This is a genomic window from Buchnera aphidicola (Chaetogeoica yunlongensis) (assembly GCA_039829965.1).
Taxonomy (GTDB): Bacteria; Pseudomonadota; Gammaproteobacteria; order Enterobacterales; family Enterobacteriaceae; genus Buchnera_B; species Buchnera_B aphidicola_BA.
In genome coordinates this window covers 377,468-396,642 of sequence record CP139909.1, presented here as the reverse complement: position 1 = coordinate 396,642, position 19,175 = coordinate 377,468, and the positions used below count along the sequence as shown (strand labels likewise).

Here is a 19,175-nt window from a genome sequence, read left to right as displayed (position 1 = left end):
ACATGTTTTCTAATTAGATTTATATGTTAATGAATTTTATTTTTAGGTATAGAATTTATGTTGTTTAATATCTTAGTGATTCCGTTATTTTTAATAGTTCTAAAAATTTTTTTTATATGATAAAATTGCTTTAACAATTGATTTATTTTTTGTATAGACATTCCAGATCCAGAAGAAATACGACGTTTTCTTGATCCTTTTATTAATTCAGGATGTATTCTTTCAACATGAGTCATAGAATTAATCATAATTTTCATTTTAAATATTATATCGTCATCTATATTATTTTGTATTTGAGAAAATATTGTTTGAGTTTTTGGTAATTTTCCTAATATTGAATGTATTCCTCCAATTTTTTTTATTTGATTGATTTGAAATAATACATCGTTAAAATTAAACGAAGTACTTTTTTTTATTTGTTTTTGAAATTTTGAAATATTTTTTTTATTGATTTTTTTTTCTATGTTTTCTATTAAAGACAACATATCACCCATTCCTAATATTCTTTTAGCAATTCTATCTGGATGAAACAGTTCTAATGCTTCTAATTTTTCTCCAGTTCCTATGAATTTAATGGGTTTTTTAGTTATAAATTTTATAGATAAAGTAATTCCAGCTCTAGTATCGCTATCTGTTTTAGTGATTATAAACCCTGAAATGGAAATGCATTCACTAAACTTATTTACAATGTTTATGATATCTTGTCCAATCATAGCATCTATGACAAAGAGTGTTTCAGTTGGATGGGTAATATTATATATTTCCAAAATTTCGTTCATCATTTTTTTGTCAACATGTAATCTTCCTGCAGTATCAATGATTAATATATCATATAAATTTTTTTGTGCATATTTTATGGATTTTTTAGTAATTTCTATTGGATTTTGTGTATTGTTTGATGGAAAAAAATCTATATTTATCTGTTTAGATAGGATTTCTAATTGTTTAATTGCGGCTGATCTATATATATCTGTAGAAGTAATTATGATTTTTTTTTTATATTTTTCCTTAATTAGTTTTCCTAGTTTTGCAGTAGTAGTAGTTTTTCCTGATCCTTGTAGTCCAATCATTAATATTACTATTGGAGGTTTAGCAGATAAATTTAAAGGATCATTTTTTTCTCCCAAGATTGATATTAATTCCTTTTTAACTATTTTTATTAATTCTTGACCTGGAGTAAAATTTTTGTTTATTTGATTTCCAAGAACTTTTTTTTGTATTGATTCTATAAACGTTTTTATTACAGGTAAAGCTACATCAGCTTCTAATAATGTTCTTCTTATGTCTCTTAATGTTTCTTTAATATTTTTTTCAGTTAATTTTCCTTTATTGGATATTTTATTTATAATTTGTAAAAACTTTTCTGTTAAATGATTAAACATAATTTTTTCCAAAATATTATTTTTTAGTTTTGTATTTATTAAAACACTAATTTTAAAATAAATTCATATTAGATTAGTAAATATATTTGAATTTAAAATAGATTTAAGTTTTTGTATATAGGATTATTTTAATAGCACATTATATATTTGCAAAATATTTTTTATTTTATAAAATAGTATATTTTTTAAAAAAATATTTTAATTTCATAAATAATTTTATTATTTTAAAACTTATTTTAAAAACTATATTTAATAGTAATAAAAAAATTATTTTTAAACGTTAAAGCTCTATTTTTCTATATTGGAATAAATAGAGCAAGTATGTTATTTGGTAATTATTTGTTAAGAAAAAATTTTTAATGGAAATACACCTAATATTTTTATATATTTGATTTTTTTATGAATGTTTTCTAATAAATTTTCTATACAAGCAGAATTTTTTAGTTTTTTTATTTCGATAAAAAATATTTTTTCTAGAGATGTTTGTGATATAACATAAAGTTTCAATTTATGTATAGCAAAATTGTGTTTTTTTAATATTATTTTTATTATTTTTGTAAATTCTGTCATTTTTTGTTCAATAAGTATTATTTTTATTAAAGAAGTATTTTTATTAATTTGATTCATGTTTTTTTTATTTAAAATAACAAATCTAGTAATGTTGTTGTTTTTATTACAGATATTTTTTGCCAATACTTCTAATTTATACAATGTTCCATAGTTTTTGTTTCCTAATGCAGCTTTAGTATCGTCATTATAGTATGATATTTTTTTTATAGCATCGGTGGTGCTAGTAGTATTTATTAATTTCCAGTTAGGAAAATAATTAATAAATTTGCTACATTGTTTAAGTGGTTGTATATGGCTATAGATTTCTTTTATATTAGGTATTTGAGTAGATTTTTTTGCTAATAAACAGTGATTAGTATTAATAAAAATATCTGCTACAATAAATAAAGAAGTGTTTTTTAAAGCACTATAAGCTTCTCGAATTAATCCTGAAGAGGTATTTTCGATTGGTAATACAGCATAATCGGATTGTTCGTTTTCTACTGAAATAATAATTTCAGAAAAATTTTGATATGATTTTTTAATAAAATATTCGAAATTATTATATGCATATTTTTTAGCTGCTAAATAGGAGTATGATCCAATATCTCCTAAAAATGATATTTTTGCTGATTTAAGTAGTGAATGATGTGAATTTTTTTCTATCCATGTAGTTTGAGTTAATACAGAGTCATTAATAATGATTTTGAATAAATTTATAATATATTTTTTATCAAGAGAATATTTTTTTCCAATAGTAATGAGTTTTTCTAATAAAGTTTGTTCTCTAATAATATCTCGTATTGGATAATTTTGTTGAATTTTTACATTAGCAACTTTTATGGATAAAATTTTTCGTTGTGATAGTAATTTTACTATGTTTTTGTCTAGATTGCTAATAGCATGTCTTAATTTTAATAAATGAGTTTTTAATTCCATATTTTACAGCCTTTTACATATTTTAGTATGTAGTGTAAATAATTCAATGTTTTTATGATTACTGTTGATAATATAAGTCGAATGTTAATTTAAAATGTTATTGAAAAGTGTATTTATTAATTTTGTAATATAAAATAATAATAGAATTATTTAAATTTCAATTTTAAGATAATTAATATTTTTTTAATATTATTTTAGTTTATTTTTATAAAATTTGTTGTGATAAACTATAATTTATATTTTAGATTTTAAATAGAATTTGTTGATTTTAAATATTTTATGATTATAGAATTAATTAATTTTTTAATATATTTTTAATTCAGTAATATTTTTGAATAATTTATAATTGAATTATTTATAAGTACAGAGTATTTATTTTATTGTAATTTGTGTTTTTTTAGTTTTTGGTAATTCATTTAGTTATATTTTATAATTATGGGAAATTTTTTATATGAAGAGTTTTTCTGCAAAGTCTAGTGATGTAGTGAGACAATGGTATTGTATTGATGCTACTGGAAAAATATTAGGAAGATTAGCGACTTTATTAGCGTCAAGATTACGTGGTAAACATAAAGTGCAATATACTCCTCATGTTGATGTAGGAGATTATTTGATTGTGATTAATGCTAAGAATATTCAAGTAACTGGAAAAAAGTATACTGATAAATTTTATTATCATCATACAGGATATATTGGAGGAATCAAAAAAACAACTTTTAAAGATATTTTACTTAAATATCCTGATAGACTAATAAAAATGGCGGTTAAAGGAATGTTACCAAGAGGGCCTTTAGGTCGTTTAATGTTAAAAAAATTAAAAGTATACGCACATGAAGATCATAATCATACTGCTCAAAACCCAAAAATTTTAAATATTTAATTAGGACATAAAAATGGATAAAGTATACAAATATGGCACTGGTCGGCGAAAAAGCTCTTCTGCTCGTGTATTTTTAAAATTGGGAAATGGTAAAATTAAAATTAATAATTGTGAATTAAATAAATATTTTAGTAGAAAAACTTCATATTTAGTCATTTTAAAACCCTTAGAACTTGTTAATATGTCTAATAAATTTGATTTATATATTACAGTCAAAGGAGGTGGAATTTCAGGTCAGGTTGGTGCTATTCGTCATGGTATTTCTAGAGCATTAGTTAACTATGATGCTTCGTTTCGTAATGAATTAAGAAAATTTGGATTTTTAACTCGAGATTCCAGACAGGTAGAACGAAAAAAAATAGGATTACGTAAAGCAAGAAAAAAACCTCAATTTTCAAAACGATGATTTATTTTTTGGTATTTAATAAAAATTTTAAAATACCCGGTAAAAACCGGGTTTGATATTAAAATAATAATTATTTGGATGTAGAAATATTATTTTTAATTAAGTTATTTTTAATAAAAATTTTATATTATATAAAATTACGATGATATTAGTTTTTGATAGTTTAAAAATTTATATATAGATTTCTTTATTTTATTTGTTCCAATTTTTTCTTTAGCTGACATTAAAAAGTAAGGTTCTTTTTTGTTTAGCTTTAAAAAAAATAGTTTTATTTTTTTTTCTATTTCAATTTTATTAAGTAAATCAATTTTATTGAATATTAACCATCTTGGTTTTTGTAATACTGTTTTATTATATTTTGTTAATTCATTGATGATAGTGTTTATATAAAATAGAACTGTTTCTTTATTTATTTGGGAAAGATCAATTATGTGTAATAATAAATGGCATCTTTCTAAATGTTTTAAAAATTTATATCCTAATCCTACTCCTTGCGACGAACCTTGAATTAGTCCAGGTAAATCAGCAATAATAAATTTTTTTGTGTGATCTATATTCACTGTTCCTAATACAGGAATTAATGTCGTAAAAGGATAATTTCCTATTTTAGTCCTTGCTGAAGAAATGCTTTTTACCAGTGTTGATTTTCCAGAATTTGGTAATCCTAAAGTTCCTACATGTGCTATAAGAATTAGTTCTAATTTTAAAGTTCTATTTTCTCCTTTTTTTCCTTTAGTATGTGTTATAGGTGTTCTATTTTTTGATGATTTAAATCTTGTGTTTCCTAATCCATGCCAACCTCCTTTTGCTACTAATATTAATTCTTGATTTTTAACCATGTCTTGTATAATTTCATTGGTGTTATTATCAATTATTTTTGTTCCAATGGGTACATGAATTATAATATCATTTCCTTTTTTACCAGATTTGTTTTTATTAGAACCCTTGTTTCCATTTTGTGCTCTAAAAATTTTTTTAAATCTAAAATCAATTAAGGTATTTAGATTCATTTCTGACTTTAACCATATATTTCCTCCATTTCCACCATCTCCACCATCAGGTCCGCCTTTAGGAATGTACTTTTCTCTTCTAAAACTAGTATTCCCGTCACCTCCATTACCTGCAATTACATGAATTATAGCTGTATCAAGAAATTTCATTGTATGTCTCTAGATATTTAAAAATTTAAGTTTATGATTTAAATTTTTAACAAAAATTTATTTACAAGGTAGATATATTTTTTAAATTAATATAAATTAATATTTAATTTTTAGAATTATTTGATATAATTTATTTTAAATATATATATAACGTAATAAAACAATTACATATTGGCATATATGTTTTTCATTATTTTATTTTTAGTACAATGGTACGTTATTCCGATATAATATTAACATACACCCTATTTTTCTTTCCTTTTTTTTTAAAGCTTACTCGTCCATTAGATTTAGCAAATAAAGTGTGATCTCTTGCACATCCAACGTTTTTTCCTGCATGAAATTTTGTACCTCTTTGTTTTACAATAATACTACCTGAAAATATTAATTCTCCTCCGAAATGTTTTACTCCGAGTCTTTTTGAATGTGAATCTCTTCCATTTCTACTTGACCCACCTGCTTTTTTATGTGCCATTTTTAGTTCCTTGTGTATTGTTTATTTTAATAATTAATACGTCGGTGAAATATTGACGATGTCCTTGTTTTTTTTTATAATGTTTTCTTCGATTGAATTTTATAATATTTATTTTTTTATGTCTTCCATGTTTGATAATGTTAGCTGTTATGAAATTATTAGATATATTAGGTTTGCCTATTATAACGTCAGTTCCATTACAATACATTAAAACTTGTTTGAAGTTTATTTTTGTTCCTACATCTTGATTTATTTTTTCTAATCTAATTATTTTCCCTTCTTTAGCTGCATGTTGTTTTCCACCACTACAAAATATTGCATACATTAATATGTGCCTCATAACAACTGTTTAAATATTTTTAAACTATTATTGATTAAATGTTTAATAAATGACATTTATTGGATATATAAAGTTTAGTCTTAACATATAAGACATTATTTATTATATGAATAAATTTTATATTTTATATAATTGTTGTTGTAAAAATTTAATTTTAGTATTTAATTTTTTATGTTAGCTCCAATTGATTTTAATTTTTCATAAAAGTTTTCATACCCTCTTTTAATATAATGTGTGTTATATATTTTAGAGTTTCCTTCTGCAATACATCCTGCTAATATCAAACTAGCACATGATCTCAAATCTGAAGCTAATACTTTAGCTGAATATAATTTTTTTACTCCATAGCACATTACTGAATTGTTTTTTATTATAGCTTTAGCTCCCATTTTTTTTAATTCTTTAATATATGCAAATCTATTTTCAAATATTGTTTCAGTAACTATACTATTTCCATGAGAAATTAAATTTAATAAAGTAAAAATAGATTGGATATCTGTAGGAAATCCTGGATAAGGTTTTGTTGTTATATTTACAGATCGTGGATGTATGTTTTTCATATTTAGACTAATCCAAGTTTGACCTGTTTTTATTTTAGCTCCTGTTTGATTTAATTTTTTAATAACATGTGTGAGTGTTTTAGGTTGAGTATTATGACAGATAATATGCCCGTTTGAAATAGCAGCAGCAATTAAAAAAGTACCTGTTTCAATTCTATCTGACATAATTTTATATGATCCTCCGTGTAATTTTTTTACACCATGAATCAATATATTTTTGTTTCCAGCTCCAATAATTTTTGCTCCTAATTTATTAAGAAAATTAGCTAAATCAATTATTTCAGGTTCACGCGCAGCATTTTTAATTACAGTTGTGCCTGTAGATATTGTGGCTGCACTCATAATTGTAATAGTAGCTCCTACACTAACAATAGATAATTTAATAGTATTTCCTACTAGCTTTTTTTTTACTGAACCTATAATATAATTTTTAGTAACAGTTATTTCAGCCCCTAACTGTTTTAATCCTAGTAAATGTAAGTTAATTTTTCTATTTCCTATATTGCAACCTCCAGGAAAAGATACTTTAGCTTCTCTAAATCTAGCTAATAGTACTCCTAATATCCAAATCGAAGCTCTTATTTTATTAGTTAAACTATAGGGTATTTTGCATATTTTAATTGTTTCTGAGTTTATATATATAATTTTATTTTTGATTTCAATTTTTGCTCCTAATTTAGTTAATATTTTTATTGCATATTTTGTATCTTTTAAAATTGGTATATTTTTTAGTTCTACTAATTCTGGTGTTAATAAAGATGTAAATAATATAGGCAAAGCTGCATTTTTGGAACCAGATATTTTTATTTCACCAAATAGGCTGGTTGGTCCAGATACTTGATATTGATTCATAATTTTTATTTATTTAATTATGTTGTTTATATTCTTGTAAAGAGTATGTTTTTATTGAAATAGCATGAAGAGTTTTATTTTGAATATATGGTGTTAATGGTTCATATATTATTTGTTGTCTTTTTAATTCTTTCATGTTATGAAATATGTCACTTACAATAAAGATATTTATATGATTGCTATTCCCGGTCACATGAATTATATGTGGAGATAATTTTTTTTTTAGTAAATTTTTAATTGTTTTTATAATCATTATAATTTATTTTGTTATGTAATAAATATGATATATAATATCAGAAGTTTTAATATGAATATATATTAAAATTTTAGATTTAATATGTTTGTATAATTATATAAAAAGTTTATTTTTTTGTTTTAAATAAAATAAATATTGAATAAAACTTAATATTTTTATTTTTTTATATTTTATTCTTGTAGTTAATAACAATTTTATATACAAATTAGTAAAATATTTTATAAAATATATTTATATCTAATATTTAAACTTGAGTTATAGTATAAAAAGATGTTAAGTATTTCGTGAGGGATTTCGTATGGATGATCAAATTCCAATGACATTATTGGGTGCTAAAAAACTTCGTAAAGAGCTTGAAATATTAAAAAATGTAAAAAGACCTAAAATTATAAAAGCAATTACTGAAGCTAGACAACATGGTGATTTAAAAGAAAATGCTGAATATCATGCTGCAAAAGAAGAACAGGGTTTTTGTGAAGGAAGGATTCAGGAATTAGAATTTAAGTTATCTAAAGCACAAGTTATTGATATCACAAAAATAAAAAATAACGGAAATATTATTTTTGGTGCTACGGTTACTGTACTAAATTTAGTTACTAATGAAAGATTTACATATCGTATTGTAGGAGATGATGAATCGGATTTAAAAAAAAAAATGATTTCTATAAATTCTCCTATGTCTAGAGGTTTAGTAGGTAAACGTGCTTCTGATATAGTTTTAGTAAAAACACCTTCCGGAAATGTTAAATATAAGATTTTAAAAATTGAATATAATTAAATTTTTATATTTTAAAAATCATATTTTTTTAATTAATTTATTATATTATTATTTTTTTTAGTGATAAGTAATTTTTGTTATGTCTAATAGACGTTCTTCTAGTTCTACTCATTGGTTAAATGAACATTTTAAAGATCCGTATGTAAAAAAAGTTCATAAATATAAAATTCGTTCTAGAGCTTGGTTTAAGTTACATGAGATACAATTATCTCATGGTATATTAAAATCTGGTATGACAGTCATTGATTTGGGTGCTTCACCAGGTAGCTGGTCAGAATATGCTATTAAAAAAGTAGGTAAATTTGGGCGTGTTATAGCTTATGATAAATTACCTATGTTATCTATTAAAAATGTTATTTTTTTTCAAAAAGATGTTCAAAAAAAATGTTTTTTTAATTCTTTATCAGTTGATTTAAATTATAAAAAAATTAATTTAGTGATGTCTGATATGGCTCCTAATATGACAGGCAATAGTTTTGTTGATTATTATCGAGCTATACTTCTTAGCAGATTAGCATTAGATATATCTATTAAAATTTTATTAAAAGATGGTAGTTTATTAGTAAAAGCTTTTTATGGGCGAGATTTTAACGAATTTTTACAGGAAATTCGTGTGTTTTTTTCAAACGTAAAGATATGTAAACCAAATTCTTCTCGAAATCGTTCAAGAGAAGTTTATATTTTAGCATCTGGTAAAAAAAATTAATTTACTTTAATGCTATTTTTTTTTAAATAAGTTGTAAATGTGAGGTTCGTCTCTTGAGTGATATGGCTAAAAATCTGATACTTTGGTTAGTAATTGCAGTTATATTAATGTCCATTTTTCAGAATTTTAATTCTAATAATATTAGCAGTCATAGAATTGATTATTCAACTTTTTTATCGGAAGTAAACCGTGAACAAGTTCGTGCAGTATATATTCACGGACGAGAAATTCAAATTACAAAAAAAGATAATTCTAAATATGTAACTTATATTCCAGTTCATGATCCAAAATTGTTAGATGACCTATTAGTAAAAAATGTAAAAATTTTTGGAGAAGTTCAAGAAGAACAAGGCTTACTTACTTCTATTTTTATTTCTTGGTTTCCTATGTTTTTATTGATTGGTATATGGGTTTTTTTTATGAGGCAGATGCAAATTGGTGGTGGAAAAGGAGCAATGTCTTTTGGAAGAAGTAAAGCTAAAATGTTATCTAAAGACGAAATAAAAATTACTTTTTCTGATGTCGCTGGATGTGATGAAGCAAAAGAAGAAGTTCAAGAATTGGTGGAATATCTCAGAGAACCGAGTAGATTTAAAAAATTAGGTGGTAAAATACCTAAAGGAATTTTAATGGTTGGTCCTCCTGGTACTGGAAAGACACTCTTAGCTAAAGCTATTGCTGGAGAAGCTCAAGTTCCTTTTTTTACGATTTCTGGATCAGATTTTGTTGAAATGTTTGTAGGTGTAGGTGCATCTAGAGTAAGAGATATGTTTGAACATGCTCGAAAAGTATCACCATGCATTATTTTTATAGATGAGATAGATGCTGTAGGACGTCAAAGAGGAGCTGGTTTAGGTGGTGGACATGATGAACGAGAACAAACGTTAAATCAAATGTTAGTAGAAATGGATGGTTTTGATAAAAATGAAGGAATTATTTTGATTGCAGCTACTAATCGTCCAGATGTTCTTGATCCAGCCTTGCTAAGGCCAGGTAGATTTGACAGACAAGTTTTTGTAGCATTACCAGATATTAGTGGTAGAGAAAAAATTATTAAAATTCACATGAAACTAGTACCTTTAGGTAAGGACGTTAATCCGAGAATTATAGCTAGAAGCACGCCAGGTTTTTCTGGTGCTGATTTAGCAAATTTAGTTAATGAAGCAGCATTATTAGCAGCTAGATATAATCGAAGAGTTGTGATGATGTCTGATTTTGAACGTTCTAAAGATAAGATTATTATGGGTTTAGAAAGAAGATCATTAGTTATGACAGAACGACAAAAGGAATCTACCGCTTATCATGAAGCTGGACATGTCATTGTTGGACGATTGGTGCCTGAACATGATCCAGCACATAAAGTCACTATTATTCCTCGTGGTCAAGCTTTAGGTGTAACATTTTTTTTACCTAAAAATGATGTGTTAAGCATTAATAAGAATAAGTTAGAAAGTCAAATATCAACATTATATGGTGGTCGTTTAGCGGAAGAAATAGTTTATGGTAGCAAAAATGTTTCTACTGGCGCTTATAATGATATTAAAGTTGCAACCACTTTAGCTAGAAACATGGTCACACAGTGGGGATTTTCTAAAAAACTTGGACCTTTATTATACGCGGAAGAAGAGGGAGAAATTTTTTTAGGGAAAACTGTAACAAAATCTAAAAATGTGTCTGATGAAACAGCTAGAATAATAGATGAAGAGGTAAAATTTTTAATAGAAAAAAATTATGATAGAGCAAAAAAAATTTTAGAAGATAATTTAGATATTTTACATTCTATGAAGGATGCATTGATGAAATATGAAACTATTAATGCAACTCAAATTGATAGTTTAATGTCTAGAAAACCTATTAATAATAATTTAGATAGTAATTCTACACTAAATCATTTAGATGATAAAAAATAGTTAATAACTAGTTTTTTAAAAATTTTATATATATTATAATTAATTATATTTTTAAAATTTTTTGTGTTTGTGTTAATTTTAAAATTAATTTTAAGAATTTTAATTATTTATTATTAAAATATTATTATTTATTTTTTAAAATTTATTTTGTATATATGTATCAAAAATAATATCTTTTTTTATGCTATCTCTTAATTATATATAAATAGGGGATAGCCTTAGATCAAGTTAATAGTCATAGTACGTCTTTAATATTTTAAGTATATGAATATTAAAATTATTTTTTTTATTTTTATATAGGTTTTTATAAGAGAAAAATGTTTTGATGAAAATAAAATATTTTGGTACTGATGGTATTCGTGGAATTGTAGGTAATTTTCCTATTACTCCTGATTTTTTTTTTAAATTAGGCGTGGTTATTGGACGATTATTATTTTCATGTAAATCAAAAAGTATAGTTATAGGAAGAGATACACGTGTTTCTGGTGATTTATTAGAATCAGCGTTGAGGTTTGGTTTGTTTTCATCAGATGTATCGATAATTTCTGTAGGAATAGTTCCTACTTCTGCTATTGCATATTTTGTAAAATTATTTAATCTTGAAGTAGGAATAATGATTTCAGCTTCACATAATCAATATCAAGACAATGGAATAAAAATTTTTATTAAAGGAGGTTTAAAATTACCTATTTTATTAGAACAACAAATAGAACAAGAATTAAAAAAATTAGTGATTAATAGAGTGATTTTAAAGTTAGGTTCTATAATTTATCGAGATAGTTGGAAATATAAATATGTAGATTTTTGTAAGTCAACTTTATCTAAGAATCTTAGTTTTAAAAATGTTACAATTGTTTTAGATTGTGCTAATGGATCCACATATTTAGTAGCTCCAAAAATTTTTAAAGATTTAGGTGCTGATGTAATTTCGATATTTAATTATCCAAATGGATATAATATTAATAATAAATGTGGTACTACAAATTTAAACAATTTGCGAAAACGTGTTATATCAGAGAAAGCGGATTTAGGAATTGCTTTTGATGGTGACGGTGACCGTGTTCTTTTTATTGATCATATTGGAAATATAGTAAATGGAGATCAAATATTATACATTTTAGCAAAGAATTACCAAAAGAATAAAAAATTAAAAGGAGGAGTTGTTTGTACGCAGTTTAGTAATAAAGGATTATTATTGGCGTTAAATAAACATATTTCATATGTTCAAGTGAGTGTAGGTGATCGTAATATACTAAATAAACTTCAAGAAAAAAATTGGATTTTAGGTGCTGAAAGTTCAGGTCATATTATTTTGTTAGATAAAATTTCAGTTGGCGATGGAATTATTGCTAGTTTACAAATTGTGAAGATTATTATTGAAGAAAAAACAACTCTAAAAAATTTGTGTAGTGATATACGATTATTACCTCAAATTATTGTAAATATTAAAAAATACAATGATATTAATTTTTTAAAGCATTTTAAAGTAAGATCATATTTATCTAAATATAGAAAGTTTTTAGGAAAACATAGTCGAATAATATTAAGATTATCAGGAACAGAAAAATGTGTTAGAATTATGATTGAAGGATATAGTTCAATTCAAGTAAATAATTTTTCTAAAGAATTAATTCGTCTTATAACTTCAATAGAAAAAGTTGACTGTTCTGTAGTAACGGTTTGTTAATATAAATTTTTATAACTATTATAAAATATTTTTACTTATATTATATAGAAAGTTTGAATTTTATTTTTTAAATGTTCATGATTAGTGATATAATTTATTAATAGTTTTATTTTTTATCCTAATTTTTAATTTTGAATTACTAAGATATTTAGGTTAGATTTATGTATAATTTTTTTGTAATTATGTTTGTTATAGTAGACATTTTTTTAGTGTTTTTAATTATGATACAAAATAGAACCAGTAATGAAACAAATTTTTCATGTCATTCAATGAGTAGTGAAAAATTTTCTGTATCATTTCATCATCAAAATAAACTAATTTATGCTACTTCTATACTATCTAGTTTATTTTTTTTAATTAGTTTAATAATATCTAATATTAATTATCATGAGAGTTATGAAAATAAAATACTACTACATGATCACAAAAAATTTTTTTCTGTAAAATAAAATTAGTGATAGTTTGATTATTTATTTAGCCGAGATGGTGAAATTGGTAAACACGCTATCTTGAGGGGGTAGTGCCTATTTTAGGTATGCGGGTTCAAGTCCCGCTCTCGGTAATTATAAATTTAATTAAAGCGGATTAAAATAAAAAATAATATGATGATTTATAACACTAAAAATCCCCGTATTTTGGGGATTTTTAGTGTTATAAATGAATAAAATACAAAATAAATAAATGTAAATTATCATAGTGTATTTATTAAATCTAATCACTTTAGCGATGTTTTTTTAAAAAAATTATACTTAAGTTAGGGTGAATAAAAAATAATGAATAAAGAAATTTTAGCTGTTGTAGAAGCAGTATCCAATGAAAAAGCATTACCTAGAGAGAAAATTTTTGAGGCGTTAGAGTGTGCGTTAGCAATAGCTACTAAAAAAAAATATGAGCAAGAAATTGAAGTAAGAGTTAAAATTGACAGAAAAAATGGAAATTTTAAAACATTTCGTCGATGGTTAGTAGTGAATCAAGTATGTCATCCTACTAAAGAGATTACATTAGCTGCTGCTAGATTAGATAATCTTGAAATAAACGTTAATGATTACATTGAGGATAAAATAATTTCTGTAACCTTTGATAGAATAACAACTCAAACTGCTAAGCAGGTTATTGTTCAAAAAGTTAGAGAAGCAGAAAGAGCAATGATAGTTGAACAATTTAGAAGTTATTTTGGAAAAATATTAACAGGAATAGTAAAAAAAATTAATAGAGAAAGCATTACTTTAGATCTTGGAAATAATGCAGAAGCATTAATTTTAAAAGAAGATATGTTACCTAGAGAAAATTTTAGAATAGGTGATAGAGTTAAAGGAGTATTATATGCTATTTATCCAGAATTTCGTGGTGCTCAATTGTTTGTAACTCGATCTAAACCTGAAATGTTAATTGAATTATTTAAGATAGAAGTTCCAGAAATAGGAGAAGAAATAATTGAGATTAAATCAGCTGCACGTGATCCAGGATCTCGTGCTAAAATAGCTGTAAAAAGTAATGATAAAAGAATTGATGCAGTTGGTGCTTGTGTAGGTATGAGAGGAGCTCGTGTTCAAGCTGTTTCTAGTGAATTATGTGGAGAAAGAATAGATATTGTTTTGTGGGATGATAATCCTGCTCAATTTATTATTAATTCTATGGCTCCAGCGGATGTTTCTTCTATAATTTTAGATGAAGATCATAATACTATAGACATAGCAGTGGAACCTAATAATTTAGCTCAAGCCATTGGAAGAAACGGACAAAATGTACGTTTAGCTTCTCAATTAAGTGGATGGGAAATAAATGTAATGACTGCAGGTGATTTGGAATTAAAACATCAAGAAGAAAAAGAAAAAGTACTAAATATTTTTACCAAATATTTAAAACTCAATAAGGATATTTCTAATATTTTAATTAATGAAGGTTTTATTTCTATAGAAGAATTAGCTTATATTCCATTTAGTGAATTTTTAAATATTCCTGGTATTACTAGTGAATTAGCTTATTTAATACAAAATAATGCAAGAGAAGCTTTATCTATTATTGAAATAGAAAACGAAAAAATGATAAATAATAAGCAACCTCATAGCGATTTATTGAATTTAAAGGGTATGAATCACAAAATAGCGTGTAAATTAGCAGAAAAAAATATTTTAAATTTAGAGGATTTAGCTGATCAAGGAGTTGATGATTTAATAGATATTGAAGGTTTAAATTCTAGTACCGCTGGAGTCTTAATTATGACTGCGCGTAATATATGTTGGTTCGGTAATAAAACTGATGCTTAGGAATAGATTTAATTATGGAAATAATAAATATGCAGAACTTTTCAAATGAAGTAAATATGACAGTAGAAAAATTAATACAAGAATTTTTAAAGATAGGAATTGTAAAAACCAAGTACGATACTGTTTCTATATTAGAAAAAAAATATTTGATAAAACATTTAAATGAAAATGAACTTTTAAAAGATAAAAACATTTTTGTGTTGAAAAGAAAAATTAGAAGTATTGTAAACGTTGCTAGTTTTGGAAAAAAAAGTAAGAATGTTTCTATTGAAGTTAGAAAAAACAAGAAATATTTTAAAACTGATAACAGTATAAAAGAATTATCATTAAAGAAAAATAACAATAATTGTGTGCAAGAAAAAATTTTTAGAGACAAAGATAATAATGTTCAAGAAAACATTTCAAATAATTTGTTAAATGATATTAAAAACAAGATTAATTATAATAACGTTATAGTTCAAAAAAAAACAGAATTGGATATAAGAAAACGAAAAATTAGTATTGTAAATCAAATAGATAAAAAAAATCATTCTAAATATTTAAATATGAAAAAGATATTAAAAAAAAATGTAAACATTAAAAATTCATTTCTAGACGCTAAAAAAGGAATTAAATCTAAGCCAAGTCATCGTATAAAATCTATAAATATAAATAATAATTTTAAAGATTCGAATTTAAATAATTCAAAAAACTCAAATAAAAACAATAGTATAGAAAATTATCGTTTTTTTAGAAATAAAGCAATTAAAAAAAATAATAAAAAAAATAATAGTTATTATGAAAAAATTAAAAATACAATACATTCTAAAATAGAGACGAATTCAAATAAAAATTATAAACAAAATCAAAATAATACTTTATTAAAACAAGTTTTTACTAAACCATTACATATAGTTAATAGAAATATAATTTTGAATGGTTCTATTTCTATATATGATTTAGCTAATAAAATGGCAAGAAAAAGTTCTGAAATAATCAAAATAATGATGAAATTAGGTTATATAGTAACTATTAATCAAGTTATTGAACAGGATATTGCTCAATTGGTAGCTGAAGAAATGGGGCATAAAGTTACAATATATTCTGAAAATTATTTAGAAGAGCAAATTATGAAGGATCGAGATTTTGGCAATGGAATTAAAAAATTTCGCCCCCCTGTAGTAACTATTATGGGACATGTCGATCATGGAAAAACATCGTTATTAGATAAAATCAGATCAACTAAAGTAGCTAGTTTAGAATTTGGAGGTATTACTCAAAGCATTGGTGCATATTACGTAAATGTTGATGATAAAATTATCACTTTTTTAGATACACCAGGTCATTCAGCATTTACTGCTATGAGAGCTAGAGGTGCTAAAATTACAGATATTGTAGTTTTAGTAATTGCAGCGGATGATGGAATAAAACCTCAAACTATAGAAGCAATACAACATGCTCAAGCAGCTTCAGTTCCAATATTAGTTGCTATTAATAAAATAGATAAAACTACTATAAATTTAGAAAAAATAAAAAATGAATTAACAAAATACAATATTATTCCAGAAGAGTGGGGTGGAGATAATATTTTTGTAAATGTTTCTGCAAAATCTGGTACAGGTATTAAAAATTTATTACATGCTATTTTAATGCAATCAGAAGTTTTAGAATTAAAATCGACATTTAGTGGAATGGCTTCAGGATTAGTAATTGAGTCTTATTTGGATAAAAATAGAGGTCCTACTGCAACAATACTAGTTAAAAAAGGAAATCTTTGCAAGGGAGATGTAGTGTTATGTGGATCTGAATATGGACGAATAAGAGCTATTAATGATGATTTAGGAAATGTAATTAATTCAGCAGGTCCTTCTGTTCCGGTTAAGATATTTGGATTATCTGGAATATTGATTTCTGGAGAAGAAATTTTTGTTGTTCGTGATGAAAAAAAGGCTAGATTGGTTGCTTTGTATCGTCTAAATAAATTTAGAGAAAAGAAAATATTTAAACAACAAATATCAAAATCATCAGATATTTTTAGTAATATAAAAAATAAAGATTTTTCAGAATTAAATATTATTATTAAGTCTGATTTTCAAGGATCTTTAGAAGCTATTTCAGATGCATTACTAAAGTTATCAACTAATGAAATTAATATAAAAATAGTAGGAAAAGGTGTTGGTGGTGTTACAGAAACTGATGTTTTATTAGCTGTCGCATCTGGGGCTTTTATTATAGGATTTAATGTTTGTGCTGATTCCAAAGCAATAAAAATCATTAAATCAGAAAATGTAAAGTTACGTTATTATTCAGTAATATATCATATTGTTGACGAAATAAAAAATTTTATGTGTGGAATGTTATCTCCAAAATACAAGCAAGAAGTCATTGGTTTAGCAAAAGTTAGGAATATTTTTAAATCTCCTAAATTAGGAGTAATTGTTGGATGTATGGTAATAGATGGTGTAGTGAAAAGAAATAGTTCAATTAGAATATTAAGAAAAAATTTAGTTGTGTATGAAGGAGAATTAATATCCTTACGTCGATTTAAAGAAGACATTTCAGAAGTTAAATGTGGTATGGAATGTGGAATTGGAATAAAAAATTATAATGATGTAATTATTGAAGATTTAATAGAAGTATTCAATGTAGTAAAAATTTAGTAATTAGTTATTAATAACATATAAAAATTATTAATTAATGGAGTATCATTTTTATGAAATATTGTACTCGTTCTTTAAAAGTATCTTGCGAAATAAAAAAAAAATTTCTTGGATTATTGATTACAAACTTAATGATCCTAGGTTATATAACATATTGATTTCTATTTTTGATGTTTGTATTTCTAAAGATTATAGTCATGCAAAGATATATGTTAGTTTTTTAAATAATAAAAAAAAATTATGTTATAAAACTTTATTACATGTACTTCAAAGTTCTTCTAAGTATATAAGATACTTACTAGCTAGACAGCTTCGTTTGAGAATTATTCCAAAATTACATTTTTTTCATGATAATTCGTATAATAACGGAGTAGAAATAACATTATTAATTAATGATATTTTAAATAAATGTAATAATAAATAATTTAAAAGGTAATATAGGTGCTTTTTACTAAATATAGGAATCTTAATGGAATTTTTTTAATTGATAAGCCATATGGTTTGTCTTCTAATAGTGTATTAAAAATAATCAAAAGAATTTTAAAGATAAATAAAATTGGCCATACGGGATCTTTAGATCCTTGTGCTACTGGAATGTTACCTATTTGTTGTGGTCGCGCTACTAAGTTATCTCAGTTTTTAATTAACTCTAATAAAAGATATCATGTCATTGCAAAACTTGGTCAACAAACTTCTACTTCAGATTCTGAAGGAGAAATTATTAAAGTTAAATCAATAAATTTTACTATTGATAAATTATTATATGTTTTAAGAAGATTTCATGGAACAATTCAACAAACACCTTCTATGTATTCTGCAATTAAATATAAAGGAAAAGAATTGTATAAATATGCGAGAAAAGGAATTGTAATATTAAGACAAAGTAGAAAAGTTTATATTTACCAATTAAAATTATTAGGTTATAAAAGTAAATTTTTAGAATTAGACATTATTTGTTCTAAAGGAACATATATTAGAACGTTAATAGAAGATTTAGGAGAAAAACTAGGTTGTTGCGCTCATGTTATTTCTTTACGTCGTTTACAAGTAGGAAATTATTCTTACTCTAAAATGATTAATTTATCGGAACTAAATACACTAGAAAAATATAATATAAATGGATTAAATAAAATTTTTATATCTATGGATGATTTTTCTTTATGTTTTCCAGAGGTTAATATCACTTCACAAATAAGTAAGTATTTAAAATATAGACAATCAGTAAATATTAAAAGTAGTATTAAAAATCAATTTGTTCGTATTACAGAAGGTTTAAGTAAAAAATTTATTGGTATTGGAAAAATTAATTATAATAATAATGAATTATTTCCTTTTTATTTAATCTTATAAAAGTTTATGTGATGTCATTTGCTAAAATATACACATTCA

At 24.2% G+C, this 19,175-nt stretch carries 18 protein-coding genes and 1 tRNA gene; 12 read left to right on the top strand and 7 right to left on the bottom strand.

The features are described 5' to 3' along the window. Positions 1-26: 26 nt before the first annotated feature. Positions 27-1,382 carry a signal recognition particle protein gene (ffh, locus tag UAR70_01750; protein ID XBC39593.1) on the bottom strand — a complete coding sequence of 452 codons (1,356 nt, stop codon included), beginning with the start codon at positions 1,380-1,382 and terminating at the stop codon, positions 27-29. A 342-nt stretch (positions 1,383-1,724) separates the two neighbouring features. Continuing rightward, complete coding sequence (locus tag UAR70_01745; protein XBC39592.1) at positions 1,725-2,870, bottom strand: chorismate mutase; 1,146 nt, start codon at positions 2,868-2,870, stop codon at positions 1,725-1,727. Positions 2,871-3,321: 451 nt separating this feature from the next. Between UAR70_01745 and rplM the strand changes: the two genes are divergently transcribed. Together rplM and rpsI are read left to right on the top strand one after the other, a co-directional pair. Then, positions 3,322-3,750 carry a 50S ribosomal protein L13 gene (rplM, locus tag UAR70_01740; GenBank protein XBC39591.1) on the top strand — a complete coding sequence of 143 codons (429 nt, stop codon included), beginning with the start codon at positions 3,322-3,324 and terminating at the stop codon, positions 3,748-3,750. A gap of 13 nt (positions 3,751-3,763) precedes the next feature. Then, positions 3,764-4,156, top strand: coding sequence for a 30S ribosomal protein S9 (gene rpsI / locus UAR70_01735; GenBank protein XBC39590.1), 393 nt, complete (start codon positions 3,764-3,766; stop codon positions 4,154-4,156). Positions 4,157-4,293: 137 nt separating this feature from the next. Here the strand turns inward: rpsI and cgtA are convergent, their stop codons facing one another. The 5 genes from cgtA to UAR70_01710 form a co-directional block, all read right to left on the bottom strand. Beyond that, positions 4,294-5,316, bottom strand: a complete 1,023-nt coding sequence (cgtA, locus tag UAR70_01730; GenBank protein XBC39589.1) for an Obg family GTPase CgtA — start codon at positions 5,314-5,316, stop codon at positions 4,294-4,296. 217 nt (positions 5,317-5,533) lie between these two features. Further along, positions 5,534-5,791 (bottom strand): 50S ribosomal protein L27, encoded by a 258-nt coding sequence (rpmA, locus tag UAR70_01725; protein XBC39588.1) that lies wholly within the window; start codon positions 5,789-5,791, stop codon positions 5,534-5,536. Next, a complete protein-coding gene (gene rplU, locus UAR70_01720; GenBank protein ID XBC39989.1) occupies positions 5,781-6,116 on the bottom strand; it encodes a 50S ribosomal protein L21 in 336 nt (111 codons plus the stop codon). The genes rpmA and rplU overlap by 11 nt, the downstream gene beginning before the upstream one ends. Positions 6,117-6,292: 176 nt before the next feature. Beyond that, positions 6,293-7,543, bottom strand: coding sequence for a UDP-N-acetylglucosamine 1-carboxyvinyltransferase (gene murA, locus UAR70_01715; GenBank protein ID XBC39587.1), 1,251 nt, complete (start codon positions 7,541-7,543; stop codon positions 6,293-6,295). A gap of 13 nt (positions 7,544-7,556) precedes the next feature. Then, positions 7,557-7,796: a BolA/IbaG family iron-sulfur metabolism protein gene (locus UAR70_01710; protein XBC39586.1), complete on the bottom strand. Its 240-nt coding sequence runs from the start codon at positions 7,794-7,796 to the stop codon at positions 7,557-7,559. Positions 7,797-8,097: 301 nt separating this feature from the next. Here UAR70_01710 and greA point away from each other — a divergent pair, with 301 nt between their 5' ends. The 10 genes from greA to truB all read left to right on the top strand — a co-directional run bounded on the left by greA (position 8,098) and on the right by truB (position 19,136). Then, positions 8,098-8,577 (top strand): transcription elongation factor GreA, encoded by a 480-nt coding sequence (gene greA / locus UAR70_01705; protein ID XBC39585.1) that lies wholly within the window; start codon positions 8,098-8,100, stop codon positions 8,575-8,577. Between the two features lie 79 nt (positions 8,578-8,656). Further along, positions 8,657-9,283: an SAM-dependent methyltransferase gene (locus tag UAR70_01700; protein XBC39584.1), complete on the top strand. Its 627-nt coding sequence runs from the start codon at positions 8,657-8,659 to the stop codon at positions 9,281-9,283. A 62-nt stretch (positions 9,284-9,345) separates the two neighbouring features. Beyond that, positions 9,346-11,193 carry an ATP-dependent zinc metalloprotease FtsH gene (ftsH, locus tag UAR70_01695; GenBank protein ID XBC39583.1) on the top strand — a complete coding sequence of 616 codons (1,848 nt, stop codon included), beginning with the start codon at positions 9,346-9,348 and terminating at the stop codon, positions 11,191-11,193. A 322-nt stretch (positions 11,194-11,515) separates the two neighbouring features. Further along, complete coding sequence (gene glmM, locus UAR70_01690) at positions 11,516-12,880, top strand: phosphoglucosamine mutase (protein XBC39582.1); 1,365 nt, start codon at positions 11,516-11,518, stop codon at positions 12,878-12,880. A 161-nt stretch (positions 12,881-13,041) separates the two neighbouring features. Next, positions 13,042-13,329: a preprotein translocase subunit SecG gene (gene secG / locus UAR70_01685; GenBank protein XBC39581.1), complete on the top strand. Its 288-nt coding sequence runs from the start codon at positions 13,042-13,044 to the stop codon at positions 13,327-13,329. A 28-nt stretch (positions 13,330-13,357) separates the two neighbouring features. Further along, positions 13,358-13,442, top strand: a tRNA-Leu gene (locus tag UAR70_01680). Between the two features lie 211 nt (positions 13,443-13,653). Further along, positions 13,654-15,147, top strand: a complete 1,494-nt coding sequence (nusA, locus tag UAR70_01675; protein XBC39580.1) for a transcription termination factor NusA — start codon at positions 13,654-13,656, stop codon at positions 15,145-15,147. Positions 15,148-15,161: 14 nt separating this feature from the next. Continuing rightward, on the top strand, positions 15,162-17,786 hold the full coding sequence (gene infB, locus UAR70_01670) for a translation initiation factor IF-2 (GenBank protein XBC39579.1): 2,625 nt from the start codon (positions 15,162-15,164) through the stop codon (positions 17,784-17,786). Positions 17,787-17,871: 85 nt separating this feature from the next. Continuing rightward, positions 17,872-18,210: a 30S ribosome-binding factor RbfA gene (rbfA, locus tag UAR70_01665; protein XBC39578.1), complete on the top strand. Its 339-nt coding sequence runs from the start codon at positions 17,872-17,874 to the stop codon at positions 18,208-18,210. A gap of 17 nt (positions 18,211-18,227) precedes the next feature. Then, on the top strand, positions 18,228-19,136 hold the full coding sequence (gene truB / locus UAR70_01660) for a tRNA pseudouridine(55) synthase TruB (protein XBC39577.1): 909 nt from the start codon (positions 18,228-18,230) through the stop codon (positions 19,134-19,136). Positions 19,137-19,175 lie beyond the last annotated feature (39 nt).

Bases quoted from the DNA above. Each gene is read 5' to 3' on its own strand.
- ffh (XBC39593.1), bottom strand. From the start codon at position 1,382: ATGTTTAATCATTTAACAGAAAAGTTTTTACAAATTATAAATAAAATA.
- UAR70_01745 (XBC39592.1), bottom strand. From the start codon at position 2,870: ATGGAATTAAAAACTCATTTATTAAAATTAAGACATGCTATTAGCAAT.
- rplM (XBC39591.1), top strand. From the start codon at position 3,322: ATGAAGAGTTTTTCTGCAAAGTCTAGTGATGTAGTGAGACAATGGTAT.
- rpsI (XBC39590.1), top strand. From the start codon at position 3,764: ATGGATAAAGTATACAAATATGGCACTGGTCGGCGAAAAAGCTCTTCT.
- cgtA (XBC39589.1), bottom strand. From the start codon at position 5,316: ATGAAATTTCTTGATACAGCTATAATTCATGTAATTGCAGGTAATGGA.
- rpmA (XBC39588.1), bottom strand. From the start codon at position 5,791: ATGGCACATAAAAAAGCAGGTGGGTCAAGTAGAAATGGAAGAGATTCA.
- rplU (XBC39989.1), bottom strand. From the start codon at position 6,116: ATGTATGCAATATTTTGTAGTGGTGGAAAACAACATGCAGCTAAAGAA.
- murA (XBC39587.1), bottom strand. From the start codon at position 7,543: ATGAATCAATATCAAGTATCTGGACCAACCAGCCTATTTGGTGAAATA.
- UAR70_01710 (XBC39586.1), bottom strand. From the start codon at position 7,796: ATGATTATAAAAACAATTAAAAATTTACTAAAAAAAAAATTATCTCCA.
- greA (XBC39585.1), top strand. From the start codon at position 8,098: ATGGATGATCAAATTCCAATGACATTATTGGGTGCTAAAAAACTTCGT.
- UAR70_01700 (XBC39584.1), top strand. From the start codon at position 8,657: ATGTCTAATAGACGTTCTTCTAGTTCTACTCATTGGTTAAATGAACAT.
- ftsH (XBC39583.1), top strand. From the start codon at position 9,346: ATGGCTAAAAATCTGATACTTTGGTTAGTAATTGCAGTTATATTAATG.
- secG (XBC39581.1), top strand. From the start codon at position 13,042: ATGTATAATTTTTTTGTAATTATGTTTGTTATAGTAGACATTTTTTTA.
- nusA (XBC39580.1), top strand. From the start codon at position 13,654: ATGAATAAAGAAATTTTAGCTGTTGTAGAAGCAGTATCCAATGAAAAA.
- infB (XBC39579.1), top strand. From the start codon at position 15,162: ATGGAAATAATAAATATGCAGAACTTTTCAAATGAAGTAAATATGACA.